24 protein-coding genes and 3 pseudogenes are annotated in these 24,065 nt (G+C 60.6%); 18 read left to right on the forward strand and 9 right to left on the reverse strand.

Translation table 11 applies throughout. The annotated features are described in order from the left end of the window. Positions 1-183: 183 nt before the first annotated feature. Positions 184-486, forward strand: a pseudogene (locus tag ABIB90_RS39475) (zincin-like metallopeptidase domain-containing protein); the annotation flags it as partial. Positions 487-1,141: 655 nt separating this feature from the next. Further along, entirely contained in the window at positions 1,142-1,459 is a 318-nt protein-coding gene (locus tag ABIB90_RS39480) for a DUF736 domain-containing protein (RefSeq protein WP_060913221.1), read from the forward strand. Positions 1,460-1,665: 206 nt separating this feature from the next. Here the strand turns inward: ABIB90_RS39480 and ABIB90_RS39485 are convergent, their stop codons facing one another. Both ABIB90_RS39485 and ABIB90_RS39490 read right to left on the reverse strand, forming a co-directional pair. Further along, positions 1,666-2,580 carry a nucleotidyl transferase AbiEii/AbiGii toxin family protein gene (locus ABIB90_RS39485; protein ID WP_354202761.1) on the reverse strand — a complete coding sequence of 305 codons (915 nt, stop codon included), beginning with the start codon at positions 2,578-2,580 and terminating at the stop codon, positions 1,666-1,668. Continuing rightward, positions 2,577-3,314, reverse strand: coding sequence for a type IV toxin-antitoxin system AbiEi family antitoxin domain-containing protein (locus ABIB90_RS39490; RefSeq protein ID WP_354202762.1), 738 nt, complete (start codon positions 3,312-3,314; stop codon positions 2,577-2,579). Before ABIB90_RS39490 ends, ABIB90_RS39485 begins: the two co-directional genes overlap by 4 nt. Positions 3,315-3,423: 109 nt before the next feature. On the opposite strand from ABIB90_RS39490, the gene ABIB90_RS39495 reads away from it, so the two are divergent. After that, entirely contained in the window at positions 3,424-3,840 is a 417-nt protein-coding gene (locus tag ABIB90_RS39495; RefSeq protein ID WP_354202763.1) for a DNA -binding domain-containing protein, read from the forward strand. Between the two features lie 6 nt (positions 3,841-3,846). On the opposite strand, the gene ABIB90_RS39500 is transcribed toward ABIB90_RS39495, so the two are convergent. The 3 genes from ABIB90_RS39500 to ABIB90_RS39510 form a co-directional block, all read right to left on the reverse strand. Beyond that, positions 3,847-4,986 (reverse strand): RHE_PE00001 family protein, encoded by a 1,140-nt coding sequence (locus tag ABIB90_RS39500; RefSeq protein ID WP_502918262.1) that lies wholly within the window; start codon positions 4,984-4,986, stop codon positions 3,847-3,849. A 233-nt stretch (positions 4,987-5,219) separates the two neighbouring features. After that, on the reverse strand, positions 5,220-5,615 hold the full coding sequence (locus ABIB90_RS39505) for a type II toxin-antitoxin system VapC family toxin (RefSeq protein WP_354202764.1): 396 nt from the start codon (positions 5,613-5,615) through the stop codon (positions 5,220-5,222). Further along, entirely contained in the window at positions 5,615-5,860 is a 246-nt protein-coding gene (locus tag ABIB90_RS39510; protein ID WP_354202765.1) for a type II toxin-antitoxin system VapB family antitoxin, read from the reverse strand. Before ABIB90_RS39510 ends, ABIB90_RS39505 begins: the two co-directional genes overlap by 1 nt. A gap of 1,725 nt (positions 5,861-7,585) precedes the next feature. On the opposite strand from ABIB90_RS39510, the gene repA reads away from it, so the two are divergent. From repA to ABIB90_RS39530, 4 genes are all read left to right on the forward strand, one after another. Next, positions 7,586-8,800: a plasmid partitioning protein RepA gene (gene repA / locus ABIB90_RS39515; protein ID WP_354202766.1), complete on the forward strand. Its 1,215-nt coding sequence runs from the start codon at positions 7,586-7,588 to the stop codon at positions 8,798-8,800. Further along, complete coding sequence (gene repB / locus ABIB90_RS39520) at positions 8,797-9,816, forward strand: plasmid partitioning protein RepB (RefSeq protein ID WP_354202767.1); 1,020 nt, start codon at positions 8,797-8,799, stop codon at positions 9,814-9,816. The genes repA and repB overlap by 4 nt, the downstream gene beginning before the upstream one ends. Before the next feature lie 197 nt (positions 9,817-10,013). Further along, complete coding sequence (gene repC, locus ABIB90_RS39525) at positions 10,014-11,246, forward strand: plasmid replication protein RepC (protein WP_354202768.1); 1,233 nt, start codon at positions 10,014-10,016, stop codon at positions 11,244-11,246. 246 nt (positions 11,247-11,492) lie between these two features. Beyond that, entirely contained in the window at positions 11,493-11,807 is a 315-nt protein-coding gene (locus tag ABIB90_RS39530; RefSeq protein ID WP_354202769.1) for a hypothetical protein, read from the forward strand. A 104-nt stretch (positions 11,808-11,911) separates the two neighbouring features. Here ABIB90_RS39530 and ABIB90_RS39535 read toward each other — a convergent pair whose 3' ends face one another. Then, complete coding sequence (locus ABIB90_RS39535) at positions 11,912-12,112, reverse strand: hypothetical protein (RefSeq protein ID WP_354202770.1); 201 nt, start codon at positions 12,110-12,112, stop codon at positions 11,912-11,914. 149 nt (positions 12,113-12,261) lie between these two features. Here ABIB90_RS39535 and ABIB90_RS39540 point away from each other — a divergent pair, with 149 nt between their 5' ends. The 3 genes from ABIB90_RS39540 (at position 12,262) to ABIB90_RS39550 (ending at position 13,404) form a co-directional block, all read left to right on the forward strand. Then, positions 12,262-12,444 carry a hypothetical protein gene (locus tag ABIB90_RS39540; protein ID WP_354202771.1) on the forward strand — a complete coding sequence of 61 codons (183 nt, stop codon included), beginning with the start codon at positions 12,262-12,264 and terminating at the stop codon, positions 12,442-12,444. A gap of 388 nt (positions 12,445-12,832) precedes the next feature. After that, positions 12,833-13,144, forward strand: coding sequence for a DUF736 domain-containing protein (locus ABIB90_RS39545; RefSeq protein ID WP_354202772.1), 312 nt, complete (start codon positions 12,833-12,835; stop codon positions 13,142-13,144). Positions 13,145-13,206: 62 nt separating this feature from the next. Then, complete coding sequence (locus tag ABIB90_RS39550; protein WP_354202773.1) at positions 13,207-13,404, forward strand: hypothetical protein; 198 nt, start codon at positions 13,207-13,209, stop codon at positions 13,402-13,404. A gap of 75 nt (positions 13,405-13,479) precedes the next feature. Here the strand turns inward: ABIB90_RS39550 and ABIB90_RS41755 are convergent. Together ABIB90_RS41755 and ABIB90_RS39560 are read right to left on the reverse strand one after the other, a co-directional pair. Next, positions 13,480-13,668, reverse strand: a pseudogene (locus ABIB90_RS41755) (HU family DNA-binding protein); the annotation flags it as partial. 106 nt (positions 13,669-13,774) lie between these two features. Next, positions 13,775-14,035, reverse strand: coding sequence for a WGR domain-containing protein (locus tag ABIB90_RS39560; protein ID WP_502918263.1), 261 nt, complete (start codon positions 14,033-14,035; stop codon positions 13,775-13,777). A 603-nt stretch (positions 14,036-14,638) separates the two neighbouring features. On the opposite strand from ABIB90_RS39560, the gene ABIB90_RS39565 reads away from it, so the two are divergent. From ABIB90_RS39565 to ABIB90_RS39590, 6 genes and pseudogenes are all read left to right on the forward strand, one after another. After that, positions 14,639-15,400, forward strand: a complete 762-nt coding sequence (locus ABIB90_RS39565) for a ParA family protein (protein WP_354202774.1) — start codon at positions 14,639-14,641, stop codon at positions 15,398-15,400. Then, positions 15,390-16,370: a ParB/RepB/Spo0J family partition protein gene (locus tag ABIB90_RS39570; protein ID WP_354202775.1), complete on the forward strand. Its 981-nt coding sequence runs from the start codon at positions 15,390-15,392 to the stop codon at positions 16,368-16,370. The genes ABIB90_RS39565 and ABIB90_RS39570 overlap by 11 nt, the downstream gene beginning before the upstream one ends. A 424-nt stretch (positions 16,371-16,794) precedes the next feature. Next, positions 16,795-17,313, forward strand: coding sequence for a MobC family plasmid mobilization relaxosome protein (locus ABIB90_RS39575; RefSeq protein WP_354202776.1), 519 nt, complete (start codon positions 16,795-16,797; stop codon positions 17,311-17,313). Beyond that, on the forward strand, positions 17,310-18,386 hold the full coding sequence (locus ABIB90_RS39580; protein ID WP_354202777.1) for a relaxase/mobilization nuclease domain-containing protein: 1,077 nt from the start codon (positions 17,310-17,312) through the stop codon (positions 18,384-18,386). The genes ABIB90_RS39575 and ABIB90_RS39580 overlap by 4 nt, the downstream gene beginning before the upstream one ends. A 239-nt stretch (positions 18,387-18,625) precedes the next feature. Next, positions 18,626-19,855: a tyrosine-type recombinase/integrase gene (locus ABIB90_RS39585; RefSeq protein ID WP_354202778.1), complete on the forward strand. Its 1,230-nt coding sequence runs from the start codon at positions 18,626-18,628 to the stop codon at positions 19,853-19,855. A gap of 25 nt (positions 19,856-19,880) precedes the next feature. After that, a pseudogene (locus tag ABIB90_RS39590) lies at positions 19,881-20,039 on the forward strand (SOS response-associated peptidase); the annotation flags it as partial. Positions 20,040-20,381: 342 nt separating this feature from the next. Here the strand turns inward: ABIB90_RS39590 and ABIB90_RS39595 are convergent. Further along, positions 20,382-21,278, reverse strand: coding sequence for a helix-turn-helix domain-containing protein (locus ABIB90_RS39595; RefSeq protein ID WP_354202779.1), 897 nt, complete (start codon positions 21,276-21,278; stop codon positions 20,382-20,384). A gap of 791 nt (positions 21,279-22,069) precedes the next feature. Between ABIB90_RS39595 and ABIB90_RS39600 the strand changes: the two genes are divergently transcribed. Then, positions 22,070-23,191 (forward strand): glycosyltransferase family 4 protein, encoded by a 1,122-nt coding sequence (locus ABIB90_RS39600; protein WP_354202780.1) that lies wholly within the window; start codon positions 22,070-22,072, stop codon positions 23,189-23,191. Continuing rightward, positions 23,178-24,020 carry a glycosyltransferase family 2 protein gene (locus ABIB90_RS39605; protein ID WP_354202781.1) on the forward strand — a complete coding sequence of 281 codons (843 nt, stop codon included), beginning with the start codon at positions 23,178-23,180 and terminating at the stop codon, positions 24,018-24,020. The genes ABIB90_RS39600 and ABIB90_RS39605 overlap by 14 nt, the downstream gene beginning before the upstream one ends. The last annotated feature ends 45 nt before the right edge of the window (positions 24,021-24,065 follow it).

A 24,065-nucleotide genomic window follows, 5' to 3' on the forward strand; every position in this document is an offset into this window, starting at 1 on the left:
AAGATGCGGCTCGATGCAGGTCTGCAAATATTGAGACATGATCTTCGTGCTCCTTGTTGTTGGAGCGACGAAGATTATGCCGAATGGGATTGGCGCGATCATGCCGCCAACCGGGCCCAGCCGAGCAGATGCGGCATAATCTGGATCGCGGCACTATGCGCCTTATGCCGATATCGGCATAACGTGCATTGGACTGCGCCGGCGCATCGCGTCAATCGCGATCTCAGCCGCTACGCAAAGGATCGCAGCGAGCGCGCCCGTGAAGAGCTGGTTGCGGAACTTGGCGCGTGCTTCCTCAGCGCGGACCTTGGTATCGTGCCCGAACTCGAGCCGCGTGCCGATCACGCAAGTTATCTTGCGTCGTGGTTGGAGGTGCTGTCCAACGACAGGCGTTTCATCTTCAGCGCGGCCGCCCACGCTCAGCGGGCAGTCACCTATCTGCACGATCTTCAACCCAAGCCGGCCGAGATCGACCAAGCGGCATGAGGCGCAACGATCCGTGTCTCGGCCGCTTGCGCTCATCGTTCACCTTTCTAGGACAATGACGAAGGCCTCGTCTCACGGCGGGGGCCTTTCTTTTGTGCGTCGTCATGCCTGTGCCGGCGACTGGAGAGGCGGTGCTTCCCATCCCGACGGCGTAGGCGAGATGCACCGGGCGGGTTCTTCGTGCTTCCGAGATGCCCGTCTGTTTCTGGGCGCGCGTCTTTCCGAAGCCGCAGAAGGCTGGTGTCATCACAATACGACAGTCCGGAGTTGTTATTGCGTCCGCTGGACTGGCGGAAAGCTTACGCGGCGCGCGCGAGTGCCTTTCACCAATGCGCCCGTCGTCGTGCGGTGTGGCTTGCCTGTCGCTCAGCCGTATCCTCATCGTTCGGCCTGTCGCGCCCAATGCGTCCTCGATTTGGCATGTCTAACCGAAGACCGTCGTCGCTGCGCTCCGCCTCGATCAAAAGACCGCAACGGCCGTTCTCGGCTTTCTTCCCCTGGCCGCTGCGCGCCCATTCCTCGCGAGACAAGAAAGCCTCGCCCTGGCCGCCCTCTACTGCGTGGCGGCCCTTCGGGTGCGGCCCGATCGCCTCCGGTCAACGACAGCCATCGAGGTCGCGATGGTCGCGGCCCGAGAACGAAAGAGGACACGAACATGGCTACCATCGGCAACTTCACCGTCAACGGCAACGGCTTCGTCGGCACCGTCAAGACCCTCGCTCTAGGCACCGTCAAGACCAAGATCGTTCCGGCCGAACGCACTTCAGACAAGGCCCCGGACTACCGCATCTTCGCGGGCGCGAACATCGAGTTCGGCGCCATGTGGAAGAAGAAGTCCCAGGACACGGGCCGCGAGTACCACTCGGTCAAGCTGGACGACCCGAGCTTCCCGGCTCCGATCTACGCGACGCTGGTCGAGGTCGACGGCGAGGAAGGCCACTCGCTCATCTGGTCTCGCCCGAGTCGCGACTGAGACGCCGCGCAGGTGGCCCCGCCGCGAGGCGGGGCCTTCACCCGTAGGCGGAAAGGAGAAACGATTTTGAACGCGCGCGTAAAGTCGACAAGCGCTGCCTCATCGTGCCGCCTATCCCTTCATGGATAGCTGATGGGGAGGCCGGAAGGGCCTCGTCGGCAGTCACACCGCGTCACCTGCGGCCAGTGGCGACGGCCCACCTACGCTCATCCAAATAGCCGGGCCAGCGCATTCGATTGCTCGGCGAATTTTCGGGCGTTGGTCTTCCGAAGCCGTTCCAAGTTTTGCAGCTTCCATCGCAGGCCGGGAAGCTGCTCCAAGTGCGGCACGCCCAGTAGCGACCATTCGGGCTCTGCGGCAACCAGCGACAGCAGGAAGCGGCGCTCATCGCCTTTCAGACCTTGCTGCAGTTCGCGCATCATTCGCTCGCGCGCTGCCAAGAGCGCGTCGAGTTCAACGGGCTCGGTGGTCATGCCCGCGAAATTGTGTTCGAACTCCTGGCGGAGATCCCGCAGCGATGGAAACAGGACCTCGTGCACCGGCCGGTTATGGCTCGCAAGATAGACGACGAAAGCGCGGCGAATGCCCGCCGTGATTCCTTCGTGCGCAAAAAGCTGCGTGACATCGAACAGATCGCGGGGATGCTGCCGGTCCATCGCCGCAACCAGTTTGCCGCCATATACGTCTTCGAACGACACCACCGGGATTTCGAGATCCGCCTGCAGCGTGTCACGCGCGGCCTCTGTCAGCGACGCCATGTGCACCGGATGGACGGTGCCGCGCATGACGAAGTTGACCTCGATCTTGACCTCAATGCCCCCTCGCCGCACCATCAGCTTGGTCTCGCCGGATTCCGTCGCGGCCGGCGCATGGGTCAGAAATCCCTGCTTCTGCAGGCGCGCGGCCGACTGACGGATGGCCTCGTTGATGCGCCGCAGCGCCTGCTCGCGCGGCAGTGTGTGGTCGGGAAACACCAGATCAAGATCGACCGAGAGCCGCGGCATGTCGCGCACGAATAGGTTGATCGCCGTGCCGCCCTTAAGTGCGAACGTATCGTCGACGAGCACCAGCGGCGCCACGCGCGTCAGCAACCGCGCGCTGTCGAGGTAGACCTGGTTCATGGCTTCAGCACCAGGAGCCCATCAGCGGAGCGGGACACCCAGGCCCTGTCGCTGCCCTTGGGCAGTTGAGACGGATCGAGCTTGCTGGCCCAGGGCTGAGAGAGTTCGCGGCCAAGCTGCAGGCACAGACGCACGGTCTTGATGCTGGTGCAGCGCTTGAGCAGGTCTCGCAGCAGATCGGCACGCAGGCTGTAAGTGCTTTCGACCAGCTCGCGCGCTTCTTGGAGCGGCTGCCGGACGCCGACTTCGCTCAGCACCTCCAGCAATGCGCGTTCCGGCGCCGAGACGAGCGGGCCGCCCTTGCGGCTCTCGAAGGGCCTGACATGAAGCAGTGCGCCGGGTTCTTCCTTGAAGAGTCGCTTGCGGTGGTACTCGGCGGGGAAGCGCTGGGTGAACCACTCCGGAAGGCGTCCCGCTTTCCAGCCGTACAGATGGAGGACGGGCCGCTGGGGGACGTACTGGCGGATGCCGTGCCAGTCGAAGGCCGACTTCCCGCCGACATGCAATCCTTCGAAGCTCCGCTGCAGCAGGACGAGGCTCGGGTGCAAAGTGGGCGGATCGTTTGGCCGGCAATAGACGCCGCGTGCCAACCGTTGCAACCAGCCGGCACGGACATAGTGGACGGCAAGGTCAGCCGATATCCCGAGGGCGGCGAGGTCACCGGAGGTCAGCGGCGCCCCCGGCGCCAAGCGGGTATAGAGCCTGTTTAGCTTGTTTCTTTGGGTCGTAGCCATGCTACGATAATAAGAATAATATCAAAGTTCCGCAAGCTTGAATTGGAAGCTGAAGTCGTAGTCAGGCTACGATAACCCGGATTAAGCTAAGGGAACCTCAAGATCGGCCATGAACCCGTCAGCTGCGGTTGCGCTATGCCCGGTGATACCCGACAGGCGCCACGTGGTGCGCAATTCGGGTCTACTCACCGATGCACGAACGCGCCTACTCTCCGCTGACAAGAAACCTTGCCGGCGAATACACCCCATGCAGAAGTCAGCGCCCGATCTTGATGTCGCCGATGCCGCGCCAACCGCGCCGATTCTGACCGGCTATGACGAGCAGCACCTGGTCACCTATCTCCGTCTGCTCGATGCCGCCGCCGATGGCGCCGACTGGAAAGAGGTCGCGCGGACCGTGCTGCATATTGACGTCGCGCGCGAGCCGGATCGGGCGCGCCGCGCGTGGGAAACCCATCTCGCCCGTGCCCGCTGGATCACCGCGCATGGCTACCGGGATCTGCTGCGGGGCGGGGCACCGCACTGAGGGCGCCTACAGAATCCCCCAGGCCCGATATCGTCCCCTGCCGGTCACCTCCCGCAGGTCAAGCTCGCCGACCAGGTCCTGAGCGGCGCGCGGCGTGATCTTAAGCTCCTTCGCGATCATACCGGCCGAGGCGATCGGCCGGGTCAGCATATAGTCGAGCAGCCCCGGCAATTTTGACGTGGCGCGACGGCCAGCGAGTTTTCGGGCGAGCAGGGTTCGCTGGTTAAGCCAGCGGTCGTGGTCCTTGAGACCGGCCGCCGCGGCAGCGGTGATGGCCTCGAGTTGCACGGCGAGTCGCGCCGCCGTGTCGCGCGGCCGCCGGCGTTCGCGGGGGATGGTCTTCAACCCGTCATGCAGGCAGGGCAGATGCCAGCGGGTCTTGGCCCGCGCGCGCAACACGCTGGCTGCCAGCAGCCGGCCGAGCCAGGGCGTGTGCTGCAGCGGGGCGATGGCGTCCCAAGCCTCAGTCGCAAGCGCGGCCGCGAGCGTCGGCGGCAATATGCGGGTCTGCTCGACCACGGCGCGCCAGTCGTCGAGACGCGCGTCCTCGTCCCAGTCGGGGTCGTAGACCAGCGGGTCCCGCTCGGACTGGGTGCGACTCCCGCCGGCGAGTGTCCGCTCCGCCTTGGCATTCGCGGCGTCGACCGCGGCGAAGGCGGCGGCCAAGTGCGGGTCGGACTCGATGCCGCCAAGCGGCGTGTCGAGATCAGCGTCTCCGCTATCGTAGCCGCCGACGAAGCTTCGCTCGCCTTCCTTTCGGATGCCCCTGCCCTCCTCCCACTCGCCCTGCCCGGTGCGGCCGCGCAGGCTGTCGAGCCCCGCCGGCGATGGCGCCCAATCCGGCTTCGCGTCGGCGATGCGGCGCCGGGTCCGTAGCATGGCGTGGGCGCGGGTGAGTTCGTGGGTCGGGGCGCGGATGTCCATGCCGGCGTCGTGGAGAACCAGATCTTCGAGGTGGACCAATTCGCCTTCCAGCCACAGACTGGCGCAGGCGTCAGTATAATGTGTGCGGGCAATCCAGCCGTCGCGGATCGGGCTCTTGGCCAGCCGTTCGTCGAGCCGGGCAAGCGCGTCCTCGGCGATAGCGAGCGGGCCGGCTAGCTGAGCCCAGGGCAGTGGATCGGGAATTGAGTAACCGTTTTGCAAGGTCTTGATAACCTTAACAGGAATCGTTCAAACGGAAGCTATCACGGGAATAACTTCGGTCATAGCGACGGTCTGGTTCCCTGTGGCGCTCGCTGTCAATAACCACTGCTTATCGATTGAGCAGGCCCTTAAAGCGCATAAGCGATCCGAGGGCCGCAGCCCGGTAAACTCCGTGCCCCGGTCCGGACAAGCCCCCTTCTTTCCGCGCGCCGCGGCCGACCCAGCCGGGTCGGTTAGGCGGCTTCGATATCGGTTCGCGGAAAGTCACCGCCCTTGAACATCAAGGGCTGCCCCAGATGCCGGGCGCAAGCGTAGGCAAAACAGTCCCCGAAATTGAGACTCGCCGGATGCCGGCCCTTACCGAATCGGTCGAAGGCGTCGAGCGCGAGCCTTGCCGTTTCAGCCGGCACCGCGACTACGGCGATCTCCATCAGCGCCAAATACTCTTCGACCGCATGCGCGGCGGCGCTGACCGAAAGATCCAGCACGCGCGCGACCGCGACGGCCGCCTCCCATACCGCCAACGGTGACGTCAGACGCGTTCCGGTCTGCTGCAGGCGAGCCAAAAGCTCTCGTGCCTCCTCCTCGTCGGTCAGGAGCGCGGTCAAAGCCGAAGCGTCGATGAACATCAGGTGTCCTCATACAAACTGTCGCGGAACGCCTTATCGGCAGGCTGTCCCTTGGCGGCGTGGCCCCTCGCGCGTAGATCCCGGCAGAACTGGACGCCAAGGTCGACCAGAGACGGCTTGCCCTGCTCGCGCTCGAGCTCATGGGCGAGCGCCACGTGCACTGCTTCGGTGAGGCCAAGTTTTTTTAGCGAGGCCACCTTGCGAGCGAGCGCGTCGGTCTCCGGGTTCTTGATGTGGAAGGCCATGGCGCGCTCCTCTAGACCGCATCGTGTATACCTATATACCATCACGGATACACTGACGGAAGGGCCGGCCTCGTCGTTTGCGCCCCTAAGACGAGCGGCCTTCCTGGCGTGTGAGGGCAGCTTTTATGGCTAATTGGCTATGAACGCCTGCCCTCTCCGTCTCCCGGATGCTACTTCCCTCAGGGCTGTCCTCGCAGATCATCTATCCCTCGGGCTATTAACGACCATCCCCACCCTCGCCCGCTCCTTCCTCGCTTGATTCTGCGCGGCGCGGATCGACGTCGACTGCTGATGCGATACCGATCGTGACTCGACTGGTGCAACGCGCCTTGGCAAATTGAAGCGAGGGATGACCGCAGGGCACAAATTGTTGTCAGCTGACAACATCCATCCTTGGCAGGGCCCTGTTGTCAGCTGACAACAATCGCCCAGGGGGCGCTACTGTCCGCCATGATCCAGCGGCGTCCATGGGTCAGATCGGCTTCGTTCGAGAGCCACGCAGCTCGATATCCGCGCCAGCACCCCCCATCGGGAGATCGTATTCGCTCGACGGCCTTGCCGCTCGCCAAAGGAGCACCCCCACGCAGGACGCCTTCCGATCAACCTCCCACCAGCCCGGGCACTCAACCGCGAGCCGGTCCACTGTTGCGCCGGTCGATTCGAGTCAAAAGGAGGTTCCCGCGTGGCGATATGATGCGGGCTTTCGAGGAAAACCGTAACCCAAGCGATCTCGCGCGCGTTCCCGCGAATGGATCTGAAGGCTCGGCGTCGAGCTCCCCGATCAAGATTGGATCCGCACCACGGCATCCCGGACGAGGTGGCGGCCCGTTGCCGTTCCTTCGTCGGATCGCAGGCGCCCGGGATGAAGCGGTGATTGACGCGCTGCGGCACTCCTGCATCGTTGAAAAGGGCAGGAGGGTCTCCGTTGCAGCGCCGAGCCCTGAGGTCGATGTCGCGCCTGGCGATCCGTCGCTGTGGCCACACGGAAGTGCAAGAGAAGGGCCAGCGCGGATGACCTGGGATGTGTCTGCTCGGTTGCTTGCGACCTGTTCGTCCGGTCGGCCGGTGGAATCCCCTGCGTCAGTTTGGTTCTTCTGCTTGCCCTTTTTGGGGCGAGCGGCGGCGCAGCGAAGTGACGCGCGAGCCCCCCAATCGACACCCGGGAAGGTCCGGCGCCCCGCCGATCCAAGCGAGACGGCATCGTCGCTTTACGGTGTCTCGCCATTCAGCGCGGGCGTGCGAGCCATTGTCGCGAACGAGGCGGGGAGGGTGCTTCTTGCGGGACCGCCGCGCCAGACGTTGGGCAATGGCGGGCAGGAGCCGACGCTACATGGCGGCGCGTTTCTCTAGAATTTGCCCTGCATGACCTGAGATCAGAGCACTGAACGGAGGCTACGCACCGGGGCGTGTCCCGTCGCCCGGACGCCAGCCGTGGCAGCACCGTTCAGCGCAGCGTTGGCGAGCTACAAAATGACGCTCTGGGGACTCGTGAAGGCGAGCCGACTCACGCCATAGTCGAGGCTCATTCCATTCGCGCTGAGCCGTTGTTGTCAGCTGACAACAACGGGGCGGTGCACCAAAAAAAGGGCCCGCGCACCGTTTGGCACGTCATCGAGCGTTAATAACTCGTTAACCCTTTAATTCTTGCTCAAATCACAGAATCGTGGCCATCTCTCAAGACGGAGACTAGGCGTCTGACGAGCAGAAACCGTCTTGAGAAGGCAAATGGCGATCTTAGCGGAAGATTCGGCTACCATGAGCGAGACTGCGTCTGCGCGGATCACTCGGCACGCGGGCATTCTTTCCGGCCAGCTTCGCTCGCTCGCGACAACTCTTTTCCCGCCTTCGGCGAGCAAGTCGCTCCGGTCGTTCACCTCTGGAGAGGTTGCGCGAATTGCGGGCGTGTCCGATGGGTACCTTCGGCAGCTCTCTCTTGACGGACTTGGACCGACCCCAGCGACCGGAACCGGGGGGCGACGGTCTTACACTCTGGGTCAGATTCATGAGTTGCGCGAGTATTTAGCCACTGCGCGGCCGCGCGAAGCAATGGAATTCCTTCCGCGCCGGCGCCAAGGCGACAAGCTCCAAATCATCACCGTCGCAAACTTCAAAGGCGGCTCCGCCAAGACGACGACGGCATTGTATCTGTCGCAATACCTCGCCCTTGCTGGCTTTCGGGTCCTTGCGATTGACCTCGATCCGCAAGCTTCGCTTTCAGCAATGTTCGGGTACCAACCCGAGTTTGACATTGGGGCGAACGAAACCCTGTACGGGGCCATCCGATATGACGAACACCGCCGGCCACTGCGCGAGATTGTCCGGCCGACCTATTTTGACGGGATAGGGCTCGTTCCAGGCAATCTCGAGCTTATGGAGTTTGAGCACACTACGCCTCGAGCAATGGTCGAGCGGCGAGAACGCGGACACGACCTGTTCTTTCGCCGCGTCGCCAGTGCCATCGACCAGGTTGCAGACGAATACGACGTCGTTGTTATCGACTGCCCACCCCAACTTGGTTACCTGACAATGGGCGCGCTAAACGCGGCGACCGCTATGCTCGTGACCATCCATCCGCAGATGGTCGATGTCGCATCCATGAGCCAATTTCTTCTCATGACGTCGGATCTCATGTCCGTCATCGAAGAAGCTGGCGGGCGCCTCGATCACGATTTCATCCGGTACGTCATCACGCGTCACGATCCCAATGACGTGCCTGAAGCTCAGATCGTGGCTCTCCTCCGCACCCTCTTTGGTTCGGATGTGCTCCAGGCGACTGTGTGGAAATCGACCGCGATCGCCAATGCCGGTCTCACCAAGCAATCGCTTTATGAGCTGGAGCGCGGCGCCGTAGGGCGGGGCGCCTACGATCGAGCGTTGGAGTCGGTCGATGCGGTCAATGCCGAAATCGCGCAACTTCTTAAGAAGGTGTGGGGTCGATGAGCAAACGTACTGACACGATCAAGAGCCTTTTCACGGCCCCGCAATCAAGTGCGTTGTCAGCTGACAACATGCCCGCTGCCTTGCCGCGGGTCTCGTCGGGCTCGGTTCGTTCGTTGAAAGACTCTTTCTCTGAGGTTGAGAAAGAGAACGAGGAGCTTCGCGAAAGAATTGCATCCGGGGCTGTGATACTTGAAATCGACCCCTCGCTCGTCGATCCGTCACCGCTGGCCGACCGTTTTCGCGATCAGGATGATAGCTCGTTCGAAGCGCTCAAACAGTCGATCGCACAGCGTGGCCAAGAGGTGCCTATTCTCGTTCGGGAGCATCCTGAAGCGAAAGGGCGTTATCAGAGCGCCTATGGTCATCGCCGCGTCCGCGCCACGCGCGAACTAGGTATTTCCGTCAAAGCGATTCTGCGATCGTTGTCAGATGAAGCGCTTGTCGTGGCGCAAGGACTCGAGAACGCACCGCGCGAAGATTTGAGTTTCATTGAGCGCGCCAGCTTCGCGATGCATATCGAGGATGCCGGGCATAGCCGCTCAATCGTGCAAGATGCGTTGTCGGTCGATCGGGCGGAGGCCTCGAAACTTCTTGCCGTGGCTCGATCGGTTCCTGCCGAGATCATTCAAGCAATCGGGAAGGCTCCGAAAGTCGGCCGCGGCCGGTGGCAGTCATTCGCTGAATTGATCAAGGATTCCGCGGCGCTCAAACGTGTCAGAGCGACGATCGCCGAACCTAAATTTGCAGAGCGCGAAACCGACGCACGATTTCTTGCAGCATTCTCCGCGGCAACCCGTCCATCTCGCGGGGCGCCCTCGAAAGAGTCGGACGAGAAGCCGGTCTTTTCCGTGTCCGGGGAGAAGATTGCGCACGTGCGTCAGGCCGAGCGCGAATTGAAGCTTACTATCGACAAGAATGTCTCGACGACATTCGCGGCATTTCTTGTGGACCAACTCCCGGCCCTGTTCGACGCCTTTTCCAAGAAGAGCAGTGGTCAGGAAAGTACCGAGGCCTGACGGTCTCGTCCCGTAAACACGAACCAGGAGCAGACAAGGCAAAAGAAAAAGGCCCCCGAAACGGAGTTCCGGAAGCCCTTCTCTTCAAGTTTGGCGACTGACAGAGAATCACTTTCGCGAATCGCAGTCAAGAGTTTCTACGCGATTTTATCGTCGTTTCGGCGAGCAGATTTTCTTTGCCTAACTGAGGCAAAGACATGCGGTCACACTCTCCAACGACGCCCTTTGGGCGGCGATCGCTGACGCTTGCCCATGTGGCAAGCCAGATGGTCGCAACGGAACGTCCTCCCGAAAAGATCGTGCACAAATGGAAGATCTTCCACGCCATCTGCACGGCCCGGCCGCGCCTTGGGGTGTCGGAGCGCGCGCTCTCGGTGCTAAACGCGCTCTTAACCTTCCATCCCGAGACCGCGCTGACAGGGGAGGATGACCTGATTGTCTTCCCCTCGAACCATCAGCTCGCTCGGCGAGCGCACGGCATGCCGGCATCGACGCTGCGACGCCACCTCGCTGTGCTGGTCGACGCGGGGCTAATCGTTCGGCGCGACAGTCCAAATGGCAAGCGATATGCGCGGAAGGACGATGCTGGCGAAATCGAGCTCGCGTTCGGCTTCGATCTGTCACCGCTCGTCGTACGCTCGGAAGAGTTCGAGAGCCTGGCGGCCGATATCGAAGCCGAGGCCCGCGCACTCAAGCTCGTACGAGAGCGCATCACGCTGTGCCGGCGGGACATCGCGAAGATGATTGCAACTGGCATCGAGGAAGCCGTCCCGACGCGAAGGGGAGGGCAGGGGCCTGCCGATTGGCAGGTCGTGCACGCTGCCTTCCGCGCGATCGTCGAGCAGATTCCGCGCACGGCGACGCGCCAGGAGCTCGAGCCGATCGCCGACGAGTTGTCTCAGCTCGCCGACGACGTGCTCAATCTTCTGGAAACACATATCAAATCGAAGAATCCGAGCGCCAATGAGTCCCATTCTGAGCGCCACATACAGAGTTCAAATCCAGATGCCCTCATTGATCTTGAACCTAGCCTCCGAAAAGGCTGGGCGGCGGGAGCTGAGCCAAAGCCTCAACCATCGCGAGTCGGGGAGGGGGCGTATCCGTTAGGAATGGTCCTGAGTGCATGCCCGGACATCGTCGATTATGCGAGAGGTGGGATTTCGAGCTGGCGCGATTTCCTGGCCACAGCGGCCGTCGTGCGATCGATGCTGGGGATCAGTCCGAGCGCCTGGGAGGAGGCCCAAAAGGTTATGGGCGAGGTGCCCGCAGCCATCGTCGTCGCGTGTATCCTGCAGCGGGGGACGGCGATCAATTCCGCCGGGGGTTATCTGCGCGGTCTGACGCGAAAAGCCGAGGTCGGCGAATTTTCGCTTGGCCCGATCCTGATGGCGCAGATCAATTCTCGCCGGCGAGACAAGCAGCGGGCGTGAGGCGATGAGGCGCCGTTGCCAGATCTTGCCGTTTTCGTGTGTCGAAATACCCGCACTGATCCAGCTTCTGCGCTGTGTCGACGCAAAGCGGTTCGGAGAGACCGTCATGACAAAACACCCTCCAATCATCCTCACGCCGTTCCTCCAGCCCCGTGGTGAAGGCGCAGCGGAGCAACGGATGTACGTGGCGGGGTTCGCGGACGAGGCGGGCGAGGCTTGGCGGATGCTGATTCCGTTGGATTCGGAATGGTCGAGCGCGCCGTTCTGGGACAACAGACATTCACCGCTTGGTGCAACTCCGACGGTCGCATCCAACCGCAACCGAGTAGCGATAGTCTGTTTGAGGAGCTTCTGGAGAAAGGCCAGTTGAACGAGACGCCCCTCGATGAACTCGTCGCCGAAGCCATCGAGCAGGGCAAGAATGAACCCAATGAAGAGATCCTCGATATGTTCGAGACTCTGCATGAGCGGCTGGTGCGGGCGGAGGGCATGGTCGCTGACGAGATCGCGCGGCGCGGACGATGCTCCTCGCGCCGCAGTCAGCGCGGTTCAGTGCTGTAGGGCCAGCTTGTACTAACGCGAGCACCGCGACCGCGCGCTGCCGATACTCCGACCGGTCGATGAAAACACAGAAAACCGACGACCGGGCCGCGCTCCGACTACTCTTAAGCTTCGCCGGAGCCGGAAAACAGCACCGTCGGTGGCGTCGCGCGCGGCGGCGGGAAAGTCCGACCACCCGGGGCTCCCGGTTTGCTCTTGAGATCGTATCGCTGGGCCAGGTCGAGTAGCCGCCGCTTGGTGAACGGGTCCGCGTGCTCCGCCAGATCGCGCGCCCGCTGTGCGAAGCCTCTATAAAATTCTTCCACGACGCCACCCCCGCAACATCACTGAAAATCGGATTTCAACGTGAGACGCGCTCCGCGTCAAGCGGCCTGGTGCATGCGGACAATTTTCGGCGATTTACTTGTCCTCGCCGCGCACGGGGAACTAAGCTGGTCCCGGCAGGCGAAAAATCATGACTCCGCTTTACCTCAGCCGGAAGCTGTGCCCGAAGTGCGGTAAGCCGATGACGGCCGTGCCCGACGATGTCGCGCCCGGCCGGCCGCGCCACATCTGCGTGGTCTGCGAGGACGATCCGCTGCGCGATCCTGTCGCCCGGAAGTGGGCGCAAAGCCCGCTGCGACCGCTGGCCAAATAACGTTCGACTTGGAAATGATGACGCGCCGTCCAGGTGACCTAACTTAAGGTGAGCCGCATTTTGCTGCCACGCCCGTTGCCGAATGGCCGAACGGATTAAGGCCGCCTGTCTTCATTCCATGTTTTCGCGAAGGGCGCACCCATCAGCGTCCTCGATAAAGGCTGGTCTGACCGAAGGCCGATCCCGCTTTGCGGGCTCTCGATCTTGTCCCCGCAACGTCCGTCCTCGACTTTCTTCACCTGGCGCTGCGCACCATTCCTCGCGGTCCAAGAAAGTCGCTGCCGGCCGCCCTCCATTTCATTTCGGCCCTTTGGGTGCAGGTCGATCGCCTCCGGTCTCACGACCGCCATCGAGGTCGCGATAGGCGCGGCCCGAGAAAATCAAGGTAATGGCTACCATCGGCACTTTCACCTCGACGGGCAATGGCTTCTCCGGCGCCATCAAGACACTCAACCTCAACGTCAAGGCCAAGCTGATCCGCGTCGACAATCCTTCCGACAAGGGCCCGCACTTCCGCATCTACTCTGGCAGCCTCGAGTTAGGCGCGGCCTGGCAGAAGACCGCCAAGGACACCGAGCGCGACTATCTCTCCGTCAAGCTGGACGATCCGAGCTTCCCGGCTCCGATCTACGCCACCCTGATCGAGGTCGAAGGTGCAGAAGGCCTCCAACTGATCTGGTCGCGGCCGAACCGGGACTGAAGCTCCAGAAAGTCGGCTCCGCGCAAGGCGGGGCCTGCTCCCCTTCCACCGGAGATGCGATCATGCCCGTCGACACCATTGAAGAATTGCGCGCTGAGTTGCGCGAGTGCGTGTTCACTCCGGCGGAGCGCAAGGCGCTGGAAGCCGAACTGGCCGAACTCATCCGCCAACGCAACGAAGCGCTCGCAGCCGAGGGGGGCATAAGCCCCCTCCTGCTGCATCTTACGGTGCACCGTCGTTACGGTTCGCTCGTCCGTTGAGATCGTCCTTGATGGATTGGCAGGCGCAAAAGTCAGCTTCCTGGAAGCTGCGATCGCAATCGTTGCGCCGGTGGATGGATTGCGGCCCTCACGAGCGGGGCTATCCTTCCTTGAACTTGCCGAACCCGGGAAGGCTCGCTCGGCTCCGCTCACGGCCGCATCAGCGATCGCCTTGAAAACGCTATCGACGATGGTTTTCGCCTTAACTTTTGTCAGGTCGTTCTCGGCTGCAATCTTTTCGGCGATCTCATTGGTAGTCGTCATGGACGAGCTCGGTGTTGTTTCGATTTTGCTTCGTCTGATATCAACATCGTGGAACGGATAGAGCCGGCATCACAGGCAGAGCCGTAATCCTCGAAAAATTGTCAGACTAAGACGGTTTTTCGTCCGCGACAGCGTAACCGCGCCTTAGCTTGGCACGCTCCAGGCGTACGAATGCTTCGATCGCCTCCGCACGACCATCGAAGGTCTGCACCATGGTCTTGCCACTCGTGCCGACCCGGCCCCAATTGCGGATCACCGACATTTCTCCGAACAAGGTGGGCTGCGTGGACCGCGCATAAAACCGCCGCATGTTGTGCGCGGCATCAATGCGGCGCAGATGAAGCGGTTCTGGTTCGGGTTTCGGCACGGACAGATTCTCGCTTCCGAGGGAAGCGGCGTCCAATGAGTTTTATGAATCGACCGGGCAGATCGATTCATTTTATCAATAGGTCCTTTGCGCCGGAAAGGCCGCAACCCAGGTCCTATTGCCCGATTGAATCTCTCCTCGATGGAGACTTCGCCATCGGGGCGCGCGCGTCGCAATGCCTAGCTTGAATTGCGCCAGTCCTGAACACAACAGCCGCCCGCAAGAGATCGGCTCTTAATTCAAAGCTTCCTGCGGCTTCTTAAAGCCTTGCCTGCTTGAGCGAGCCCTTCGGGGACGGCTCTACTCGCGCCGCCGCGGCGACGCTGCCGGAACCCACAAGCGGTCTCCGCGCCTTAGCGTGACGATCCTCTCGCGACCTGTCGCAGAGCGACCAGCAACGAGCACGATTCCCATCTCGCTTCGCCAGAATTTCCCTCGAGGGCTATGGGCTGACCTGACTCTTATGGCAGGGGATTCTCCGGACGAATTCCGGGATCGTTCCGGTGACCGGATTCGCAGTCGTGTTGGTTCAAACCAACATCCCCAGGACATGATGGACAAGGACATGGCTCCCGCACTGTTAGATCCATTTCGGACCTTAAGATGAAGACCATTGTCATCAACAATCAAAAGGGCGGGGTCGGCAAGACGACGCTTGCTGTGCATTTGGCCTGGTTTCTGGCGGAAGCGGATCGCCGCGTTCTCGTGATCGACGTTGATGCGCAGAGCAATGCGTCGGATACATTGAGGCACTACGCCGGGTCAACCTTAGCCGCGGATCTGTTCACGCCGGGGATGCGGGTCGTAGCTCGGGAAGTCGAAGGCCTAACGCTCGCGCCGGCCGATAGCTCGCTGACCGATCTCGATCGCAGCAGTGCGGCCGCCATAACGACTCTGCAAGAGAACCTCGCTATCGCGTCGGATCAGTTCGATGCCTGCGTCATCGATACGCCGCCATCACTTGGACTGCGCAGTGTCGGCTGTTTGGTGGCGGCGTCGCATGTGCTGGCCCCTATTTATCTGGAGGACTATTCGATCAAGGGCGTCAAAGGTCTGATGCAGACCGTGATCGGCGTGCAGAGGCGCTACGGCCGCCAGAATACGAAGTTCCTCGGGTTGCTGCCTTCGAACTTCAACACGAAATCGCCCCGTCAAAGGAGCCATCTTGAGCAACTGTTGCGCGAGGCGGGCAAATATGTGTTTCCGGGCCAGATTGTTGCAAGGGACGGCTACGCTGAGGCCGTCGCCGAGCGCGTGCCGGTCTGGAAGCTGAAGCGCCGCTCTGCGCAGGAGGCTGGTCGGGAAATCCGCGATGTTCTCGCCGAGATCGTCGCGCAGATGGACGAGCCGGCCCATGGCGCTTGATCTCAGCTTTAAGCAGCTCATCGACGCCGCGGAAGATGGTGGCGCCACAATCGGACAGCCGACTTGCGTCGCGATCGACCGTATTGACGAAGATCCAGACCAGCCGCGTCGCAGTTTCGACGAGCAGAAGCTCGAGGAGCTTGCGGAATCAGTCCGTCAGTATGGAGTGCTGCAACCGATTGTGCTGGGGCAAGCGACTGAGGAAGGTCGGTACGTGATCGTCATGGGTGCGAGGCGGTATCGTGCCGCCAAGCGCGCCGGGCTACGTGATATCCCGGCTTTCATTCATGCCGTTGGTTCTGCGGATCGTTATGTTCAGATGATCGAGAATATCCAGCGCGACGACCTCAATGCCCCCGAAATTGCGGCATTCATCGCGGATCGTTTGAAGCTAGGCGATAGCCAGGCCGACATCTCTCGCAAGCTCGGCAAGCCGAGGGACTGGGTGTCTCGCTACGCGTCAGTCCAGATCATGCCGGAGTTCCTCCGGTCGAAGCTTGCCGGCTCATCAATCCGTGCTGTGTATGAACTCTACCAGGCTTGGCGTGAGCAGCCCAACGCCATCGAGACCATATGCGCAGCACAGGAGAGCTTCACCGACGCGTACGCCCGTCAACTGGCTCGTAAAGTTCGCAGCGAGGTCCGCGGTTCCCCTACTGATGACGAGGGTCCCCCTGAAGCGCAACCCGCACGAAGCCCGGTCGAACCGCAAGTGGCATTGCGACCCATGGAGCGAAACCGCGTCACGGCGATCGCGGAAAAGCCCCCCAGCTCTTCGGTCGATCGGAACGAGCGAAAGAGTCCATTGCTGACGATCAGAGTGCGTCACCAAGGTCGCACTGGCTGTCTTCTAGTCGATCGAATCGCGTCACAAGGCTCACGGCATGCAGTGCTGCTGGTTGATGGCGCCGAAGAGGCGGAAGAGGTTCCAGCATCGACCATCACAATCGAAGAGATCCTGTTCGCATGAAGCTTGTCTTAGATAGTCTCCTCAGAAACGCTGCTACAGTTGGTGCGCCGGCGGAGCGGATTTCCCATCCGAAGGATGGCGCGCCAGCGCAGCAGCCGGAGGCCGAACGCGCTCCCCACAGCGCTGTAGAGAGGCCGGAGACTGCTGGAAAGCCGCGGTCCACATGCTCGGTACCAACGTTGCCGATCTCCACGCGCGGGGTTCGTGAAGTACCGGCATTCGGGCCGACCGCTGCGTCATTCCCGGAGGAATTCTCCGCATTCATCGCCGGCTGGGTTGGATCTCGCCTGCAGCAACTTCCTAGGTTTGAATGCCGAGCCCGTTGGTTTGAACCAACATGGAGGAGGTGGAGAGATTCGCGTTTTCTAGTGCAGGATAGGCTTCGCGCCAGCGATGTATTACATCGTGATTGGGATTGGAGTGCATGGCTCTAATCTCGCTTCGCGTTTCCGACGACGTCGCGGCGGAGTTCTCAGTCCTTGCCGCTACCCAGGGCGGCAAGTCCGCGCTGCTGCGGCGTCTCATTGCTGACGCCCTTGCTGCGCCCGCGCCGCGCATCTTGGCGTTGCCGGTGGGGCGGCCGGAGAAGGTGACGGTGCGGTTTCGCGAGAGCGAGATGCGGCAGCTCGCGGAAGTTTCATATCAGCGTGGCATGACCCGAGCCGGCTGGATCGTTGCCCTGGTGCGCTCACGACTGGGGTCGCCGGTGCAGCATTCCCCAGATGAGCATGCGGCGCTTCGCGCGATCGTTCGCGAGCTCAACCGGATCGGTGGCAACGTCAACCAGATCGCGCGTGCCGCAAACACGAGTGTTCTGCAGGGCAGGGCGGTTGAGCCCGATCTGTCAGCAATTCGAGAGGCTAAATTGGTCATTGAAACAGAACTCTCGCAACTACGTAATGCGCTGCATGGTAACGCGGATTATTGGGATGGGCGGCGATGAGTCGGCGCTACTCGCCGCGGCCGAGCGACCTGGCCTCCGAACTTCCGCCGATCTCGTATGTCTGGGAGACGCCCAATCGGCGCCCGCGGCGGGCCGAGTGGGATATTCCCGATCCGGCCGCTCCCGGCCGCATTACGCCGGCGATGCGTGCAAAACTCGAACGCATCGTGCGCCGCGCGCCAGAGGTGATGGTCAAGATCACCGGCCGCACCAAAGACGCGGCGCATCTCAAGTCACACCTTGCATATATCACGCGAAACGGCGAGCTCGATGCGGAAACAGAGCAGGGCGCGACGCTGACGGGTCGTACCGGATTGAACGACCTGCAGCAACGCTGGGAGGATGATGCAGGTCTCGACGACAAGCGCCGCTGTGATGGATCGCTTTCGATCAACATCATTCTGTCGATGCCGGCTGGCACTGATGCCGTCGCCGTCAAGGATTCAGCTCGGGCATTTGCCATCGAGACGTTCGGCAATAATCATGACTACGTCTTCGTCCAGCACCTCGACAACAAGCATCCCCACGTACACTTGACCGTTCAGTCCCTGGGCCATGACGGCAAGCGCCTCAACCCCCGCAAGGAGGATCTTCAAGCCTGGCGCGAACGGTTCGCCGGCGAGCTCCGGCTTCGCGGGATCGCGGCGGAGGCAACGCCGCGGCGATCCCGCGGACGGGTTCGAAAGGCCGATCGCGGGGTGGTCCTCGCTTTGCGCAAGCGAAAGATCACACCCGATGTCGATCGGTTCGCCCGAAAGGAGGTGCTTTTGGAGGTGAGGGGCGGCAGGACTGCCAACCATCCGTGGGACGAACAGATTAAATCACGTCAGGACGCGATCCGGCGGCGATATCTCGACTATGCCGCGGAGCTGCACCGCTCTGGAGCGGCAGCAGATCACGAGTTGGCTCGCCAAGTTCGGCAATTCGTCGACGACATGCCCGCTATCGTAACCCGCCGGCATACGTTGAAGCACGAACTTTCGGAGCTAGCCACTAGCCGGCGTCAAGACGCGCAGCAGGATTTTGATGCAGAGCGGCACGACGAAACACGAGGCAACGAGCGGACCAGATAAGCTCGCGCAGGAGCCATAATCCTGGCGGGGGTGGTTCGATTCCGCCCCTGGGCACCACACTGGTGTTCGCACCTGTTCGCTAACGTCCGCTGACGTCTTTTCCAAAAACAATTTCAAAGACTTAAATCCACAGGGAAGCACGCGCGTTCGCCCCCGTCCGTTGGCACTCGCTGGCACGGCTGGTACGTTTGCTGGCACCGAATCCGCTTTTGTTCGGCGATGCCAGCACGAGGAACGCCATGCTGAACGACACCCGCATCCGGAATGCCAAGCCGGCCGAGCGCGACTACAAGCTCACCGATTTCGATGGGCTCTATCTGCTCGTCTGCAAGAACGGCAGCAGGCTATGGCGGTTCGCTTATCGCTTTGAGGGCAAGCAGAAGCAGATCGCGCTCGGGGCCTATCCGCATGTGACGCTGGCCGAGGCCCGCGAGCGGCGGGAAGTGTCTCGCAAGCTGCTTGCGACGGGCAAGGACCCGAGCCTTGAGCGCCGGCTCGAGAAGATCGCGCAGGCCGCCGGCGGCAACAGCTTCCGCGAGGTCGCCGAGGAGTTTCTGGAGAAGCAGCGACGGGAGGAGCGGTCGGAAGCGACGCTGAAAAAGAACCGCTGGCTGCTCGAACCGGCCTATGCCGTCTTCGGCGATCGCCCGGTCGGTGAGGTCACCGCGCCCGAGCTGCTGCACGCGCTCCGGACATTCGAACAGCGCGGCCGCTATGAAAGCGCCCGCCGCTTGCGGGCAGTCGCTGGCATGGTCTTCCGCTATGCGATCGCAACCGGGCGCGCCACGCGCGATATCGGGGTGGACCTTCGTGGGGCGCTGACGACCCCCAAGGTCAACCATCGCGCCGCCGTCACCGATCCGACCGAGCTCGGCGCCCTGCTGCGGGCGATTGAAGGCTATAGTGGCCAACCGACCACGCGCCTTGCGCTTCAGCTCTCGGCGCTCTTGTTCGTCCGGCCCGGCGAGCTGCGGCTTTCGCGATGGAAAGAGATCGATTTCGACAAGGCCATCTGGGTCGTGCCGGCCGCGACCATGAAGATGAAAAGGCCACACCGCGTGCCGTTGTCACGCCAGGCAATTGTCATCCTGCGCGAACTGCACGGAATGACCGGGCAGGGCGAGTACGTGTTTCCCGCGGTGGACTCGGTCCGCCGATGCATGAGCAACAACACCCTGAACGCCGCGCTGCGCCGGCTTGGCTATTCCAAAGAAGAGGTCAGCGTATCGGGTTTCCGGGCGACGGCCTCGACGCTGCTCAACGAGATGGGCCGATGGAATCCGGATGCGATCGAACGGCAACTGGCCCACATGGAAGAGAACGACGTCCGCCGCGCCTACATGCACGCGGCGGAGTTTTGGAACGAGCGGGTCGAGATGATGCAGGTCTGGGGTGATTACCTCGATCAGCTTCGGTACGGCTCGCAAGTCGAGGGCCGCATAAGGCCGTTTGTGGCCTCTCAAGGCTGAAACGGGGGTTCCATTCCCCTAGGGAGGCGGCTTCCCTGACTATCCGGCTCCCGTCATCCGCATCACGGAAGTCGGGACCGAGATGACGCTGATGCGCTGGGGCATGCCACCGCCACCGTGCACGGGCGGACTGCCTGTCACCAATATTCGCAAGACTTCATCGCCGCACTGGCGCGGTTGGCTCGCCCGCCGTGCGCTTGGCCAGTGAACTAGTGAACTCGTCCCGCAATTGGGATGTGCGCTCCGGCGAACCATTTTTTATAGTGGGATCGGATCAATTCAACGGGCCGCAAGGATCGACAATGTCTGCGCTCGTATTCGTTCCAAAATGGCCGCAAGCCGCCGATCAACGGCCCGTCTGCGATCGATTTTTCGACTTACGCCAATCGCACAGCCGAGGAGCGCGAATATTCGCGTTGTCCCTCCTAATCTCGTACCGGTTTGCGAGCGTCGCTCCGAGAAAGAAATTGCCGGACAGCGTGCGCAAGACGGAAACAGCGCACTGCCCGCGCTATCCGAGTTGATTTCATCTACCTAGGCCATTAAAGCCATTCTCGCGCCGAAAGGCTGTTGGCGTAACTCCAATTAACTTTCGAAACACGCGGTTCAGTTGGGATGCATCGCGAAATCCCACCGCGAGCGCCACGTCGTCAATCGATAGATCGCTTTTCGACAGCATCTCTCTTGCAACGCCGATCCGCTCCGATAAAACGTACTGATAGGGCGAAAGCCCAACTGAGTGCTTAAATGCCCGAATAAAGTGGAACTGGCTCAATCCTACCAAGCTCGCCAGCTCGGATATTCCGATCCCTCTTGAGATGTGAGAATGGACAAAGTCTTTGATCCATCTCAATTGAAGCGCAGTTAAACCTCCGCGAGCCTGATTCAATTGCGGGCGCTTCAAGTCAGCGGCGTGCCGTAGTTCCCACAAAAGCAACAGCCCGAGCGTCTCCGCATATGCATGGTCGTTTATGCCCGAGCCATCTAAGACGCTTTGGAGCTTTTGGAGCGTAGCTTTAAGCTTGCTATTCTCGAAGTACAAAGATGGCGGAATATCTGAGATATCGCCTGCATAGTGGTCTGATGCGGGAGGGGCGAGATGAACTGCAACGACCGACGACACCCGACTTTTGAAATTATTCCAACCTTCCACGGAAGATCCGACCGGCACGAACGTCAGTTTACCCCGGACGTCGGTAAGCGTCGAACGGCTCCCTCCATTGATAGTCGTCTCTCCATCAGAGCGAACAAAATCATGCAGCGCTAAGTAAGTTGCATCGCCCTTCACTCGGTAACCCAATTCCGTCGGTTGAATCCGAACGACCTCGGCAGAGAACCACGACCAAGACATCCGTTTAACTAAAAATGGATCATGTGCATCAGGATGTTGGCGATGCCACTCGATTTTGGCGACCGGTCTCAAACTAATTCCCTCAAAGAGTCAGCCTTTTTCAGGCGTACGGTGACGTCGGCGTGCTGGATTATTACCGGAGCACCCGCGTGCGAACCCTGTGATCGTGCGCCATAATTGCTTTCAATGTACGAAGCGATAGTTCCTTCGGAAATATCAATAATTGCTCTGAGTATGAGAAATTGCTGTGATGGCTCGTTAAAACTGTACAACCTTAGTACCGCAACTTGCTGCAAATAGCATTTTTTGCGCCAAAGACTATCTCGCCGCTGATTTCGTATTGCCGACTATTGGCTCAGATGATCCATGTATCGGGTTGGCTCAAGCTGGGCGGTCATGGCTGGGATCAAAAAGATGGTCGAATAATCCAATTCGCTGCTTCTATCAGCGCCGCTGGCCTCCTTTTGATCAGTGTGCACGGGGCGGAAGTAAGAATAGACGTTGTCGACGACGGCGGCAGCGCAACGGCAGATCAAGCTAAATTCAGCTAGCTCGTGGCAATGTTCACTTTCGGGCTGGCGAAGACCTCTAGGGTCGTCGTCACAATGCAGGCTGACGGGACGTTGTCACCCATCATGCGCCTCGCCCGACCAAATGCCTCCAGCCGTTGCTAAGCACCGCAGTCCTCGCTCATTGAGCTAGCTGTCGCTTTCGAGTCAAGCATTCAAGCTTCGAGAGCAACCGAGTAACGATTGCCTAGCTTTCAGATTCTCAGTTGCGGTTCCCGGCTTTGTCCACCTCACAGCTCTACATTTTTTTGTGAGAGCGGGCGCTCTGCAAACGCGAAGTAGTCGAAAAGATTCATGATGAGAATTCTCCATTTCTATAAAACTCATCTGCCAGACTCATGGGGCGGGACACAGTCTTTTATCCATCAGCTCGGACAAGGCACCGCTGAACGAGGCCATATCGTTGACGTTCTTTTTCTAAGTCGTGAATTGCCTTCTAGTCCCCTAAAACTTGCAAATTATACATGCCATCCGGCACGTCTGAGTTTCGAGCTGGCTTCTACCGGCTTTTCGTTTTCTGTTTTCAAGAGATTTGCCGAGCTGGCCAAAAAGGCGGACATCATCCACTATCACTTTCCATGGCCGTTTATGGACGTTGTCCATTTCGCTACGCGAGCGTCTAAGCCGTCCCTCGTGACGTATCATTCCGATATTGTCCGTCAGCATTTTGCGCTCAGGTTCTATCGTCCATTGAAGAAGCGTTTTCTCGGCAGCGTCGATCGCATCGTTGCGACGTCACCGAATTATCTCGCTACTAGTGAGGTTTTGCGGCGATATGAAGCGAAAACTAGCGTGATCCCGATCGGGCTCAACCGCTCAACCTATCCCCAGCCTGCTGCAGCAACCCTTGATCAGTGGCGGGCTCGTGTCGGTGCCCAGTTCTTCCTCTTTGTCGGGATCCTGCGATATTACAAAGGCCTTCACATTCTTTTGGACGCAGTCAGCAGCACAAATCTTCCCGTCGTCATCGTCGGATCCGGTCCCGTCGAGCAGGAGTTACGAGAGCATGCTTTGAGACTCAAGCTTTCGAACGTCCTATTCCTCGGCGCACTTGCAGACGAAGACAAGGGTGCGCTTCTGAGCCTGTGTTTCGCGGTTGTGTTTCCTTCCCATCTTCGATCAGAGGCATTTGGAATTTCGCTCCTGGAAGGAGCCATGTTCGGCAAACCGATGATCTCGAGTGAGATCGGAACGGGAACGACGTTCATCAACATCGATCGTGAAACGGGGCTTGTGGTTCCGCCGTCAGATCCGGCGGCCTTTAGGCGAGCGATGACATATCTTGTCGAGCATCCCGAAGAGGCGAGGCGAATGGGTCAAAGGGCCCGTCTGCGTTATGAGGAGTTGTTCACGGCGGACGTCATGGTGTCGAAATATCTCGATCTCTACGACGAGATGCTGAGTGACCATCTTTGAAGCAGAGCATATGAACGCGCAAACCGGTGCAAGCTCACCAATCAGCAAGCCCAGAGCAACGAGCCGAACACCACAGGTCACAATGGTGGTCCCCTCCCTCAACCAAAGCCGTTATCTGGATGACGCGCTGCGTTCGATCGCCGCACAGGATGTTGTTACAGAAATCATAGTCATGGATGGCGGCTCGACCGATGACTCCCTTGCCGTCCTTCAATGCTGGAGCGGACGCCTGGCATACTGGTACAGTGGCTCCGACGGCGGACAAGCCGCCGCGATCAACAACGGCATTGGGCATGGCAGCGCGCCGTACGTCGGCTGGCTCAATAGCGACGACATGCTGGAACCGGGTGGGCTGCGTTCGCTGATTGAGACACTCGAAGCCGACCCCGCCGCGCCTGCCGCCTACGGGAATGTTGTCAATCTCAAATCAAACGGAGTCTACAGCGATGTCTGGGTGCAACCTTTCAGCGAGCGGGCGCTGACGCTTCGCTGCATCATCTCACAACCTGGAACGCTCATCCGGCGGACCGCGTGGGAAGCTGTCGGCGGCCTCGATCCGAACCTACAGCTGGCCATGGACTATGACCTATGGTGGCGGCTCTATCGTCGTTTCGGACCTCTCGTCCATGTGCCGCGGCAGACGGCAGTCAATCGCATGCATCCAAACACCAAGACACGCAACAACCGTGTGGCGCATTATGCGGAAGCAATAGCCGTCCTCCGCCACCATCACGGCAAGGTGCCAGCAAAGTGGTGGATGGCCCGGCCTTATTCCGTGTGGTGGAAGGCACTGGCCGCGAGGCTCGGCAAGTTGAAGACTGCCGATTAGGTTTCAGTGATTTGATATCTAAAGGCACAAGCATAAACTTCCGGA

The organism is Bradyrhizobium sp. JR4.1 (assembly GCF_040548605.1).
Classification (GTDB): domain Bacteria; phylum Pseudomonadota; class Alphaproteobacteria; order Rhizobiales; family Xanthobacteraceae; genus Bradyrhizobium; species Bradyrhizobium canariense.

Coding starts and splice junctions, on each gene's coding strand:
- ABIB90_RS39575 (WP_354202776.1), top strand. CDS start 16,795: ATGGCTCTAATCTCGCTTCGCGTTTCCGACGACGTCGCGGCGGAGTTC.
- repA (WP_354202766.1), top strand. CDS start 7,586: ATGGCGATCTTAGCGGAAGATTCGGCTACCATGAGCGAGACTGCGTCT.
- ABIB90_RS39480 (WP_060913221.1), top strand. CDS start 1,142: ATGGCTACCATCGGCAACTTCACCGTCAACGGCAACGGCTTCGTCGGC.
- ABIB90_RS39585 (WP_354202778.1), top strand. CDS start 18,626: ATGCTGAACGACACCCGCATCCGGAATGCCAAGCCGGCCGAGCGCGAC.
- ABIB90_RS39530 (WP_354202769.1), top strand. CDS start 11,493: ATGGTCGAGCGCGCCGTTCTGGGACAACAGACATTCACCGCTTGGTGC.
- repB (WP_354202767.1), top strand. CDS start 8,797: ATGAGCAAACGTACTGACACGATCAAGAGCCTTTTCACGGCCCCGCAA.
- ABIB90_RS39600 (WP_354202780.1), top strand. CDS start 22,070: ATGATGAGAATTCTCCATTTCTATAAAACTCATCTGCCAGACTCATGG.
- ABIB90_RS39570 (WP_354202775.1), top strand. CDS start 15,390: ATGGCGCTTGATCTCAGCTTTAAGCAGCTCATCGACGCCGCGGAAGAT.
- ABIB90_RS39495 (WP_354202763.1), top strand. CDS start 3,424: ATGAACCCGTCAGCTGCGGTTGCGCTATGCCCGGTGATACCCGACAGG.
- ABIB90_RS39490 (WP_354202762.1), bottom strand. CDS start 3,314: ATGGCTACGACCCAAAGAAACAAGCTAAACAGGCTCTATACCCGCTTG.
- ABIB90_RS39580 (WP_354202777.1), top strand. CDS start 17,310: ATGAGTCGGCGCTACTCGCCGCGGCCGAGCGACCTGGCCTCCGAACTT.
- repC (WP_354202768.1), top strand. CDS start 10,014: ATGCGGTCACACTCTCCAACGACGCCCTTTGGGCGGCGATCGCTGACG.
- ABIB90_RS39510 (WP_354202765.1), bottom strand. CDS start 5,860: ATGGCCTTCCACATCAAGAACCCGGAGACCGACGCGCTCGCTCGCAAG.
- ABIB90_RS39505 (WP_354202764.1), bottom strand. CDS start 5,615: ATGTTCATCGACGCTTCGGCTTTGACCGCGCTCCTGACCGACGAGGAG.
- ABIB90_RS39545 (WP_354202772.1), top strand. CDS start 12,833: ATGGCTACCATCGGCACTTTCACCTCGACGGGCAATGGCTTCTCCGGC.
- ABIB90_RS39540 (WP_354202771.1), top strand. CDS start 12,262: ATGACTCCGCTTTACCTCAGCCGGAAGCTGTGCCCGAAGTGCGGTAAG.
- ABIB90_RS39485 (WP_354202761.1), bottom strand. CDS start 2,580: ATGAACCAGGTCTACCTCGACAGCGCGCGGTTGCTGACGCGCGTGGCG.
- ABIB90_RS39550 (WP_354202773.1), top strand. CDS start 13,207: ATGCCCGTCGACACCATTGAAGAATTGCGCGCTGAGTTGCGCGAGTGC.
- ABIB90_RS39565 (WP_354202774.1), top strand. CDS start 14,639: ATGAAGACCATTGTCATCAACAATCAAAAGGGCGGGGTCGGCAAGACG.